Genomic DNA, 12,150 nt, shown 5'->3' with positions numbered 1-12,150 from the left:
ACTTTCTTAATAAGAAAATAAAATTTCTATAACATTTGGTTTGGTAAGGATTTACCTTTGTCGGATAAGCGATCCGCAAGAAAAAAAGGAATAATAAAAGTTTCTTATTGTGATGATAAATAGAGGGAATATAAATAGCCGTTATTTTATACCGTCATACTTCAAGTTGCCTATGCGTTGGCTACGCGACTCGGCACACTTGTGTATGCCTCGCCCCGTTGGGGCCGCTGCAAGCAGCGTTACGATGCTCATCGAGTATCGCCCTAAAAGGCTAACGCTTCGCGTTGTTCAAAACGTTAACGTTTTGTCCTGAAACTCGAATTATTTAGGGTATATCAGGAAGGCTGCTTTATATCGTTCAGGCAGAAGGCTGTTGACGATAGGCCAGAGAGAAAACGTCATAAAAATCTACGTCGCCTTTCGTCCGCTGAATTTTCTCTATCCCCGCTTTCACCGCGGGCGGCACTTGCTCATTGCGTAGCAGCTGCTCCAGCGTGTCCTGCGATACGTGGCGGATCGTAAACCACTCACCGTTATAACAAACACGTAAATCCAGCGTATCAATATCTTCAAAGCGATAGGTTGGATTAATATCCATAGAGAGTGCCAACGTCATCACCAGCAGGAAGACAGTAAAGCCGATCAGGTATGGCAAACCAAAATAAGAGGCATAAAAGAGAATAATCGCAACCGGCACATAGCTCGCCAGCATAGCGGCAAAGAGATAAGGGTGTGACTGCATGAATTTGCGGCTAAAACGTATTTTATTATCGCGTTTCTCTTCCCGATTAATACGTTCGATCTCTTCGGTCAGAAGGCGTTTTACTTCGTCCATCGTTATCACCATCATGCTTAATGAATACAACACTGCTGGCGTTGATTAGAACATAGCCATATGAGAGATAACAGATACAGTTTTCGACATATTAACTATAACAGTTTGTCTGCTGCCGGGAGGGATTATCCCGACAGCATTAGATTACGGCGTCGTAGGGATTACGGAATGGCAGGCATGGTGAGATCGGGATCGATCAGATTATAGATCTGATTGCCAAACACAGGCTGTTGCAGTAGTTGATCAACCGCCAGCGCCACATCCCAGCGGGACACCAGTCCCAACGTAGCAGCACCTTGCGTCAGTTTCGCATTGTGCGTTGCCACCACGTCCAACAGGCCGCCGGGACGAACGATACAATAATCCAACGAGCTGCTTTGCAGCCAGCTTTCTGCCAGCGATTTCTCACGTACCGCAAAGCCAAACGCGGCTCTGGCACGTGACGACAGCAGCGGCCAGCTATCACCGCACCCAAGTGAAGTCACCAGCAGCATACGCTTGATGCCAGACTGCTCTGCGCCGTCAATCACCGTTCGGTGACCCTGATAATTTACCGCGCCGCCACCCATCGTCGATACCACAATGGCAGAGGGGCCAGCGACACGGCAGGCTTCCGCTACCGTTTCTGGGTCGCAGGCATCGCCTTCTACCACCGTCATACCCTGCTCACGCCAGTGTTTAGCCTGTTCAGGGTTGCGTAATACCAATACTACTGCCTGTTCGCACTCAATGGCGCGCTGTAACAAACAAGCACCCACACCATTGCCTGCGCCGAAAAGTAACCACGTCATACCTGCTCCGGTTGTAATTCACTCGCCAGTGCGCGGAACGCGTCAACCTGAGCGCTCAGCAGCTGGCGGTGGCTGTCTCGTCCAAGGAAGATTTTAAACATCGCCGCACCACTGGCATTAAAGAACACCACGGACGCTGTGTCCATCCCCATGAACTTACGCTCGATAAACGCAATATGCTGACAGCTCGTTGCGCGGATGTGTCCACTCAGGCCATTTTTACCTCGCAAATTAAAGTAACCGTGGCGGTGCGTACCGGTTGGCAGCTCGCTCTTAAATTCCAGAATTGCATCAGTCGTATGGCTAATGAGCGTCACTTCACCCCAGGTCGCAATCGTGTCCCACACCTGATCGAAACGATCGCCCGTTGCCAGCGTACGTTGAGTCGCAGGCAAGGCCTCAACGACGGCAAACAACGAGGTGTTGTACTTTCCGGCAATCTCTTCCAATGTACCATCAGGGTTGGTTGCCAGTAATTCATTCAGTGTCATGGTCATGGATGCGTCTCCGGTTAGTGGGCATGCTCTTCGGCATTAAGCTGAGGGATAATTTGTTGTAGTGCCTGCATCAGGTTATTCGCCCAGAAGCGGCCATCGTTGGTCAAGCGCAGGCAGGTGGAGTCGTCACAGGTCAAACCGGCCTGATGCCACTGGCTCAGCAAGGGCTGAAGTTCACGGGCATGCTGGGTAAGCTGAGGCAGTTTGATGCGACCGACCTCAATGCCCGCCTGAAGCTGATGCTGCCACGGCCCGGTGGAGCTGGCTGGCGTCATCATCATGATCGGTTTTTGCCCTTGATCGATCTGCTGGTAATAGCGCTCCAGACTGCGTTCCATCATGTAAGCCTGTCCGTTCAGATTGCCACCCGCACCGCTCCCCATTGCCAAACAGTCTGCACCTTGCTTAATCAACAGATTGTACAAATTACGTTCACGCGTGGTGCGCGCCCAGTGGCTGTTACTGAGCTGGTGCCAACCTGCATCAGCCAGAAATGCCGCGCCAGTGCGGTAAAAATCACGCCGAGCGACCACATCAGGCAGCGCGACACGCTGGTTCTCGGCTGCTTTCGCCAGTGGCGTTGTTGGTAACAGATTCAGTGCATACAGATCGACGCCGTCTAGCGGTAAATCGCTGACAATCGCCAAATCTTCGCGCCAGATTTCCGGCGTTTGTCCCGGCAGACCGAACATCAGATCGCATACCACTGCGGCCCTGTCCCGCTCACACAACCGCTCAAGGAAGCGGATGGACTGCTGTTTATCCGAGGTACGCGCCATACGCTGACGAATACGGGTATCAAACGTCTGAATCCCGATGGAGAAACGGTTCGCCCCCGCATCCAGACAGGCATCAATCCGTTCATCGTCAAAATCCATCGCTCGCCCTTCTACCGTAATTTCACAGTCAGGTGCCAACGGCAGAGAAGTACGAATCGCACGAATGATTTGCGACAGTTCCTCTGCCGCAAGTGCCGTTGGCGTACCGCCGCCAAAGTAAACCGCGTGAATGGGTGCAGATTGATGTAGCGGGCTGCTCGCTTCCATCGCTAATTCCTGCAACAGATAGCGGGTGTAGGTCGCCGTACTGTCATCTCGCAGTTTGTTTTGGTAAAAACCGCAGAACGTGCAGTGCGTGGCGCAAAAAGGAATGTGCAGATAGAGCAGACGCTTACGCGCAGGCAGTTTTTGCTGCTTCAGCGCCTGCCAACCCGCTGGGATTTGTTCTGCTGAAAGCGGTACATGGTTGCGCCAAGGCATTGCCATACGTCGGGCGCTAAAAGGTTGCTCACCGGGCTCGGCATAATACGGCGTCAAATCGATGTTCATTAACGGCCCCCAAATAATCAATAAAATAAATTAAATGATAATTATTTTTATTTGGCAACCTGCCTGGCAGGCAAAAAGGTGGCTGGTTATTCTTTTCGCGTAATTTTCTCTTTAAATTAACCGTTCTGCTTATTTTATTTAAAATATTCAGAGTAAATAAAAATTATTATTCCCCATTATTTTCATAGCATTACCCCACTACATCACGTTAAAATGTTAAATAAATGAAAACGGAAATTACTACATTAAAGTTCGTTAACTTAAAAACCATAAAAATATTGCAAGTCCTTATTTAATAATAAATGAGATTACAGTCACATTTTTTAATATTCTTCCAGATTTAGTTATCGCCGCTATCGCTCAAATGATAATGTTAATAAGAATCATTAACTTTTCAGAGAAAAAGCCATGAATAAAAAGACCACATGCTGGGCTCTCTTTATGCTGCCTGCTATTTATAGCGGCGCGATTAATGCGGCCACCAGCGATTCATATATTAACAATTCCACCATAGATAATTCGTCTGCAAGTAACGCTTCCACTAATCACGATGAAATAACCGTTATTAGTGCAGGGAGAACGGAACAGAATTTATGGGAAAGTCCGGTCACCATGCAGGTTATCGATAATGAAAAACTGAATAAATATACCGGTGATTCTATTGCCGAAGCGTTGCGCGATATTCCCGGCGTCGATATTACCGATACCGCATTAGCGGGCCGTAAACAAATACGTATTCGCGGTGAAGAAGCCTCACGCGTATTAGTGTTAATTGACGGACAGGAAGTCACTTATCAACGTGCTGGGCCAAATTACAGCCTCGGATTATTAATCGATCCTTCTTATATTGAACGTATCGAGGTAGTAAAAGGCCCACATTCCGTATTATATGGTTCGCAGGCCATCGGCGGCGTTATCAACTTTATTACTCGTAAAGGCGGAGACAAACCGCTAAGCGGCAAAATTAAAGCCGTTTATGATAGCGCCACCGCAGGCTGGCAGGAATCAGGCTTGGCTTACGGTTCCATCGGCAATTTCGACTACCGTCTCAGCGGCAGCTATAGCGATCAAGGCAACCGCAGCACGCCAGATGGCAGACTGCCGGATACCCACTTTCGCAACAGCGGCCAGTCCGCCTGGCTCGGCTATCGCCTTGGCGATCATAAATTTGGACTGTCGCTGGACAGCTTCAAACTCAGCACGCAGACCTACACCGACTCGGATGAATACGACAGCTTCAGCGTGCGCATTCCTGAGTTGGAAAGGAAGAAGGTTGGTCTGTTTTATGACTGGCAGATCGGCGACGATATGCTGAAAAGCCTGCATCTGGACGCCTATCAGCAAAACATCAAACGCGAATTCCGTAACGCCCTGTCACAGAGCGGTAATCCGCTACGCTATAACAACATGGCGCTTTATCAGGGCAAAATGGCGATGAGCACGGGAACGGATGATAAACAGACCAGCCGGGGATTAACCCTACAGGCAGATATCACGCCATTAACCAACCATACGCTGATTGCTGGGGGACAATGGCTCTCCGATGTCGTGAAGCAAAACGCCTTCTCCGATGTTCGAGTAACGGGATCATTATCTCCTCTGGGCACACCTTCGTTGTCGGTTAATCCCAGCTCGGTATCCAATAACCACTGGCGGCAAAACAGCTGGGCGCTGTTCGCACAGGATGAATGGAAAATGACGCCGGACTGGACGTGGACGCTAGGCGCACGCCAATACTGGGTTGAATCGCTCTCATACGGCGGGCAGAAGACCGGCACCGTGAGAATGAACGGTATGGTGATACCAAGCAACAGTACGTCCGCCGCCAAGAAGGAAAACGACAGTACCTTAGTCACCGCCAGCAGCCTGCGTTATTCCGGCTTCGACAATATCCAGCTTCGTGCCTCCTTTGCGCAAGGTTATGTCTACCCTACGCTGACGCATAAGTTTTACGACACGGCGGCAGGTGGAAGTACGACCTACGGCAACGCCAGCCTAAAGGCCGAAAAGTCGGATAATTATGAAGTCGGCATGCGCTATAAAGACGATAGCTGGCTGCTGGACAGCGCGATCTATCACTCACGCGCCAAAGACTACATCACCACGCTTAATTGTGCTGGTAACGCAGCCTGTTCCGGCAGCACGGACAGCAGTAGCCGCTATTATGCCAATGCCAACCGTGCAACCACGTACGGGATGGAAATGTATGCGGAATACCTTGGCTGGACGCTGTCGCCTTACGTTAACGGCAACATCATCCGTCGTGAGCTGGAATTGCCGACTCGCAGTACCTACCGCACCGGTGAACCCACCTTTACCGGCCGCGTCGGGGTCAAAAACATCATGCTGTTCGAGCGCATGGAGCTGGAATCGGATCTCTACCTCCGGGCGGCCTCACGCGCGAAGGATGAAACAGCAGACACCGCCGTCCAGCATAGCGGCTGGGCAACGACCAATCTGGAGTTCACCAGTACCTTCGGCAGCGAGAATCAGTATCAGATCACATTGGCATTGAATAACCTGCTGGATAAGCGCTATACCACCGCGCATGAAAGCATTCCGGCATCCGGCTTCAGCACCGCGATTGGCGCGGCGTTCTCCTTCTGAGATTCATGTTGATGAAGGCGATAATCGCGTTAATGCTCTTTGTACTGTCTTCCTTCACCTGCGCGACCACCCCGCGCGTAGTGATTGCCGGTGGCTCGCTGGTAGAAATTGTTTATGCACTCGGTGCTGGCGATATGGTGGTGGGCGTAGATCAAACCACCACCTATCCGCCACAAACGGCAACGCTGCCAAAGGTCAGCAACTGGCAGCAGTTGACGAGCGAAGGTATTTTGTCACTGCACCCAACGCTGTTGATGACCTGGCAGGACGCCAATCCGCCGCAGGTGCTCAATCAGCTAGCGCAGGCTGGCGTAACGGTGTCGCGTTTTACCCGCACGCCCAGCACACCAGAGCAGTTGCTTAGCAATATTCGTCAGGCTGGCGCACTGCTTCATCGCTCTGATGCTGCCGAGCAGTTGGCTAGTCATCTCTCTCAACAGTTGGGTGCCATAACAGAGCGGCTGACGACGCAGAAGAATCGCGTCAACGTCGTGTTTCTGCTGAGTGTCGGCGGCGGTGCAGCGCAGGTTGCGGGAAAAAATACCGTTGTAGATAGTCTAATCACGTTGGCGGGTGGTAGGAATGTTGCCACGCATAGTCAGTACCGTACTTACGGAGGCGAGGCGATGATTGCGGTGAATCCTGACGTGATTGTAGTAACCACGCAAAATGTCGTAAACGGCGTGGAGGCTCTGGCGGCAATTCCGGGGCTGGTGCAAACCTCAGCCTGGAAAAACCAACGTATTATCGCGCTCGATCAGGCGATTTTACTGGGCATGGGGCCGCGCGTTGCCGAGGCGGTTGAAGCATTAAATCGCGGTTTTTATCCTGACTAAACTTACATTCCCTAAATGATACGGCCTCGATAATGAGGCCGTATCAACGCGATTACTGAATACCCTGACTACGCAGGTAATCTTCATAGTTACCGGTGAAATCGTTCACTTTATTTGGCGTCATTTCCAGAATACGGGTTGCCAGCGAGCTAACAAATTCACGGTCATGAGAAACGAACAACAGCGTCCCTTCATACATTTCCAACGCCATGTTCAGCGATTCAATGGATTCCATATCAAGGTGGTTGGTCGGTTCATCCATTACCAGAATATTCGGACGCTGCATCATCAGCTTACCGAACAGCATGCGGCCTTTTTCACCACCGGATAACACCTTCACTTTCTTCTTGATATCATCCTGGCTGAACAGCAAACGACCCAGTACGCTACGTACCGCTTGCTCGTCGTCTTTTTCCTGTTTCCACTGGCTCATCCAGTCAAACACCGTCAGCGTCTCATCGAATTCGTATTCGTGATCCTGCGCGTAGTAGCCAATTTTGGCATTTTCTGACCACTTCACGGTGCCGCTATCGGCTTCGAAATCACCAACCAGCGTTTTCAACAGCGTCGATTTACCAATACCGTTGGTCCCCAGAATAGCGACTTTCTCACCGACTTCGACCATCAGACCCAGCTTGCTAAACAACGGACCGTTATCAAAACCTTTGCTCAATGCTTCAACTTCCAACGCATTACGGAACAGTTTCTTATCCTGATCAAAACGGATAAACGGGTTTTGACGGCTGGATGCTTTCACTTCATCAAGTTGAATTTTATCGATCTGGCGCGCACGCGAGGTTGCCTGCTTGGATTTAGAGGCGTTGGCGCTAAAGCGGCTAACAAACGATTGCAGTTCGGAAATTTGCGCTTTCTTCTTGGCGTTATCGGCCAGTAAACGCTCACGAGCCTGCGTCGCTGCCGTCATGTATTCATCGTAGTTACCGGGATAAATACGCAGTTCACCATAATCCAGATCCGCCATGTGCGTACAGACCATGTTCAGGAAGTGACGGTCATGCGAGATAATGATCATGGTGCTGTTACGTTCATTCAGCACCTGCTCTAACCAGCGGATAGTATCGATATCCAGGTTGTTGGTTGGTTCGTCAAGCAGCAGAATATCAGGATCGGCAAACAGCGCCTGCGCCAACAGAACACGCAGTTTCCAGCCAGGGGCAATCTCGCTCATCAAGCCATAGTGCTGCTCAACAGGGATCCCCACGCCGAGTAGCAGTTCGCCCGCACGTGATTCTGCGCTGTAGCCATCCATCTCACCGTATGCCACTTCCAGATCGGCAACTTTATAGCCGTCGGCTTCGCTCATTTCAGCCAATGAGTAGATACGGTCGCGCTCTTCTTTTACCGCCCACAGCTCACCGTGGCCCATGATAACGGTATCCAGGACGCTATATTTTTCAAACGCGAACTGATCCTGACGCAGTTTACCCAGACGTTCATTAGGATCGAGGAAGACATTACCACCGCTCGGCACTAGATCGCCGCCGAGAATCTTCATAAAGGTGGATTTACCGCAGCCATTCGCGCCAATCAAACCGTAACGGTTGCCGCCGCCAAATTTAACGGAAATGTTTTCAAACAACGGCTTGCTGCCGAACTGCATGGTGATATTGTTGGTACTTAACACAGCACTTATACTCGAGTCGGAATGTGATTTGGCGCGCATTATGACACAAGCGCGCGCTAGGATCGCGGTTAGTTTTGAGTAATATTTAAGCGATAGCGCATACAGGAGAGAAATGCGATGCCTATAGTACGTCGTTTCAAACAGGTCGATGTTTTCACCCAGCAGCCTTTCAAGGGCAATCCGCTTGCCGTGGTTATGGAGGCGAATGGGTTAACCGATGCGCAAATGCAGGATATCGCGCGTTGGACAAACCTGTCAGAAACCACGTTTGTCCTGCCCGCTACCGATCCCTTGGCGGATTATCATGTCCGTATTTTTACGCCAGAATCGGAGATGCCCTTTGCCGGACACCCCACACTAGGCACCGCACATGCGCTGCTGGAAGAAGGATTGCGCCCTAAATCTCCAGGGCAGTTGATACAACAATGTGGCGTTGGTTTAGTTCCAATCAACATCGATAATGATGGTAGCCTCGCTTTTCACGCCCCGCAGGCCACCATCGTTCCGTTTGGCGATGAGCATATGCCGCTGCTGGAAAAAGCGCTGGGCATGACCAACCATGGAACTACCCGCATCGATAAGCGCTATCCACCTACCGCCGTACACATGGGTATTCGCTGGCTTGTGGTTCGTGTAGACAGTGCCGATACCTGTCTGAATACCCTACCGGATGCAGAGGCGCTCGCAGCAGTGGAAAACCTCAGCCAGACCAACGGTATCGCCATCTACGGCCCACACGATAACGCGACACCGGCTGATTATGAAGTTCGCGCGTTCTATATTGAACGTGGCCATCTTAAAGAAGATCCGGTTACGGGCAGCGCCAATGCCTGTCTGGCAGCACTGCTTCGTCAGCAGCATTCCACGAATAATGTCGCCGCACCACTCAGTTATCTTGTGCGACAAGGCACCATGCTTCACTGCGATGGCCGTATTACTGTGACTTACCTGAATGATGAACCTTGGATCGGCGGGCACAGCGTCACAATCGTTGATGGTACATTGCAAGGGTAAAGAGAGGGTTTTATGGAAACGCCGATTGTAGATACGTTATTAGACAAGCTGTATGAGCTACGCCAACAGCCCCATCTGTGCCTAACAATACAGGAAGAGAGTGACGCCGATGCGCTTTTTACTCTGATTCAGCAGGAAAAACCACGCCTGCGACGAACATTGCCCTGGCCGGATTCCGTCAAGAGCGTCGATGACACGCGTGAAACCATTCGCGATAACAGAAAGACGTTCTTCGCCAAAACAGCCGCCGTATACGTCATCCGCTGGGACGACGCGCTGGCAGGCATCGTGTCCTTCAACACGATTCAGGATAAGGAAGGCGTCATCGGCTACTGGATCGCCGAAGCATTTGAAGGTAAAGGCATCATTTCTCAGGCGGTCGGCACGCTAATAGCGGCCTATACCGATGCGAACCTCGTTGAGCGCTGCGTCATCAAAGCGTCAACCGCCAACACGCGTAGCAACGCCGTGGCCCAACGTCTCGGCTTCCGTTTTCATCACACAGAGAAAGATGCAGAGCAGATTGGCGAGCAGTGGTTCGATCACAATATTTATCACTATTCCGCCTGACACGACCTCGTATTGCATTCCTCCCACCTGATTCGCGGCGCTATCGGGCGCGCATCAGGTTCATTTCTCTCTACGGTGAGCGTAATTTGCCAACTCGTTATATTTTTGTGATTAACATCACAAAAATGTTGAAATCCAATTTCATCTCCGCTACCATTAAAAACGTGATGAACATCACACTTAATTAACCCGTTAGAGGAGTCTGATAATGACTATGTTTCGTAAAATCAGCAAATTCTTTAAAAGAATGGGAGATGTTTATGTCAGTTACTGTGAACGTATTGGGTCAATCATCAGCCCGTTCTGATTGTGATATAAACAATCTCTAAAGCCGCCTTCTATAGGCGGCTTTTGTTTTTCTCTCGTCCCACTATTACCTTCATCCTCCTTTCTTTTTGTCTACTCGTACAACACAGATTTGTGCAGCACGCCGCATGTCTGAACATTCTCTTTTAAAAACAGCCCAATGCATTTTTCTCTCACGGCAAAAACATCATTAACAGACTATGCTTTTCTGTAGTTGTACTTACTTCGCGTCCCCGACGTCTGCGCTAAAAGATATAAGGACATGACTATGAGTAAAGTGAAACAACAGGATATTGACCGTCTGATCGAACTAGTCGGTGGACGTGAAAACATCGCGGCCGTCACGCACTGCATCACCCGCCTTCGCTTCGTCTTACATGATGCTTCTAAGGCTCATCCCAAAAATATTGAAGAAATGCGGATGGTGAAAGGTTGCTTCACGAACGCAGGACAATTCCAGGTCGTGATTGGCACCGACGTAGATGAGTATTACAAAGCGCTGCTCGCCACCACGGGAAAAGGAGAGATTAATAAGGAAGAAGCCAAAGTCGCCGCCCGCCAGAACATGAGCTGGTTTGAACGCAGCATTTCACATTTCGCCGAGATCTTCTTTCCCCTGCTTCCCGCGCTCATCAGCGGGGGCTTGATCCTCGGGGCGCGTAACGTTATCGGTGACATCCCGATGCGCGATGGGCAAACGCTGGTACAGATCTACCCAATTTGGCAAACCGTCTATGATTTCCTCTGGCTACTGGGCGAAGCCATCTTCTTCTATCTCCCAGTTGCCGTCTGCTGGTCAACCGTACGCAAAATGGGCGGCACGCCCATCCTCGGCATCGTGCTGGGCATCACGCTTGTATCACCACAGTTAATGAACGCCTATCTCATTGGCCAACAAACGCCTGAAGTGTGGGATTTTGGCTGGTTCACCATAGAGAAGATAGGCTATCAGGCGCAGGTCATCCCTTCTGTATTAGCTGGGATGGCGCTGGCGTTGATCGAAATACGGCTGAAAAAAATCGTGCCGGATTACCTCTATTTGGTGGTCGTCCCCGTAACATCACTCATTCTGGCCGTTTTCCTGGCACACACGTTGATTGGCCCGTTTGGTCGAATGATTGGCGATGGCGTCGCCTGGGCCGTTAAGGCGGTCATGACAGGTAGCTTCGCACCAGTTGGCGCTGCGCTGTTTGGGTTTCTGTATGCGCCGCTGGTCATCACGGGCGTGCACCAAACAACGTTAGCGATTGATATGCAGATGATTCAAAGTATGGGCGGTACACCAGTCTGGCCACTCATCGCGCTGTCCAATATTGCGCAAGCGGCTGCCGTCGTCGGAGTGATTATCGTCAGTAGGAAAGCCAACGAACGAGAAATCTCTGTTCCCGCAGCAATTTCCGCCTTTCTGGGCGTGACCGAGCCAGCCATGTACGGTATCAATCTGAAATACCGCTTTCCGATGCTGTGCGCCATGTTCGGCTCCGCCGCCGCGGCGCTCATTTGCGGCCTGTATGGCGTAACGGCAAATGGCATCGGCGTAGGCGGATTGCCGGGCATCCTCTCCATCAAACCACAGTTTTGGGGAATCTTTGCTCTCGCGATGTTGGTTGCCGCCGTCATTCCGATTGTGCTGACCGTGCTGGTCTATAAGCGCAAAAGTCGCAATGGCACGCTGGACCCCGCATAACCGTCCTAACCTCTATTCAGCCGTGTCTTTTGGG

The 12,150-nt window shown here is 50.8% G+C and carries 10 protein-coding genes; 5 read left to right on the top strand and 5 right to left on the bottom strand.

Annotated elements, in window-relative coordinates; all coding sequences use genetic code 11:
* Positions 1–358: 358 nt before the first annotated feature.
* The 4 genes from CLR69_RS01745 to hutW form a co-directional block, all read right to left on the bottom strand.
* Positions 359–835: a YlaC family protein gene (locus CLR69_RS01745; RefSeq protein WP_242451521.1), complete on the bottom strand. Its 477-nt coding sequence runs from the start codon at positions 833–835 to the stop codon at positions 359–361.
* 161 nt (positions 836–996) lie between these two features.
* The gene (locus CLR69_RS01740; protein ID WP_129711811.1) at positions 997–1,626 is read right to left on the bottom strand and encodes an NAD(P)H-binding protein; all 630 of its coding nucleotides are present in this window, start codon (positions 1,624–1,626) and stop codon (positions 997–999) included.
* Positions 1,623–2,123 carry a heme utilization cystosolic carrier protein HutX gene (gene hutX / locus CLR69_RS01735; RefSeq protein ID WP_129711812.1) on the bottom strand — a complete coding sequence of 167 codons (501 nt, stop codon included), beginning with the start codon at positions 2,121–2,123 and terminating at the stop codon, positions 1,623–1,625. Before hutX ends, CLR69_RS01740 begins: the two co-directional genes overlap by 4 nt.
* A gap of 14 nt (positions 2,124–2,137) precedes the next feature.
* Positions 2,138–3,451, bottom strand: a complete 1,314-nt coding sequence (gene hutW / locus CLR69_RS01730; RefSeq protein WP_129711813.1) for a heme anaerobic degradation radical SAM methyltransferase ChuW/HutW — start codon at positions 3,449–3,451, stop codon at positions 2,138–2,140.
* A 408-nt stretch (positions 3,452–3,859) separates the two neighbouring features.
* Here hutW and CLR69_RS01725 point away from each other — a divergent pair, with 408 nt between their 5' ends.
* Both CLR69_RS01725 and CLR69_RS01720 read left to right on the top strand, forming a co-directional pair.
* On the top strand, positions 3,860–6,058 hold the full coding sequence (locus CLR69_RS01725) for a TonB-dependent receptor plug domain-containing protein (protein ID WP_129711814.1): 2,199 nt from the start codon (positions 3,860–3,862) through the stop codon (positions 6,056–6,058).
* 11 nt (positions 6,059–6,069) lie between these two features.
* Positions 6,070–6,894 carry a heme/hemin ABC transporter substrate-binding protein gene (locus CLR69_RS01720; RefSeq protein WP_129711815.1) on the top strand — a complete coding sequence of 275 codons (825 nt, stop codon included), beginning with the start codon at positions 6,070–6,072 and terminating at the stop codon, positions 6,892–6,894.
* 52 nt (positions 6,895–6,946) lie between these two features.
* Here CLR69_RS01720 and CLR69_RS01715 read toward each other — a convergent pair whose 3' ends face one another.
* A complete protein-coding gene (locus tag CLR69_RS01715; protein ID WP_129705583.1) occupies positions 6,947–8,539 on the bottom strand; it encodes an ABC-F family ATPase in 1,593 nt (530 codons plus the stop codon).
* Between the two features lie 117 nt (positions 8,540–8,656).
* On the opposite strand from CLR69_RS01715, the gene CLR69_RS01710 reads away from it, so the two are divergent.
* The 3 genes from CLR69_RS01710 to treB all read left to right on the top strand — a co-directional run bounded on the left by CLR69_RS01710 (position 8,657) and on the right by treB (position 12,116).
* Positions 8,657–9,553, top strand: a complete 897-nt coding sequence (locus CLR69_RS01710; protein WP_129711816.1) for a PhzF family phenazine biosynthesis protein — start codon at positions 8,657–8,659, stop codon at positions 9,551–9,553.
* Between the two features lie 12 nt (positions 9,554–9,565).
* Positions 9,566–10,123 carry a GNAT family N-acetyltransferase gene (locus tag CLR69_RS01705; protein ID WP_129711817.1) on the top strand — a complete coding sequence of 186 codons (558 nt, stop codon included), beginning with the start codon at positions 9,566–9,568 and terminating at the stop codon, positions 10,121–10,123.
* A 574-nt stretch (positions 10,124–10,697) separates the two neighbouring features.
* Positions 10,698–12,116, top strand: coding sequence for a PTS trehalose transporter subunit IIBC (gene treB / locus CLR69_RS01700; RefSeq protein WP_129711818.1), 1,419 nt, complete (start codon positions 10,698–10,700; stop codon positions 12,114–12,116).
* Positions 12,117–12,150 lie beyond the last annotated feature (34 nt).

Source organism: Pectobacterium zantedeschiae (assembly GCF_004137795.1).
Taxonomy (GTDB): Bacteria; Pseudomonadota; Gammaproteobacteria; order Enterobacterales; family Enterobacteriaceae; genus Pectobacterium; species Pectobacterium zantedeschiae.
This window is presented reverse-complemented; position numbering and strand designations above follow the sequence as displayed.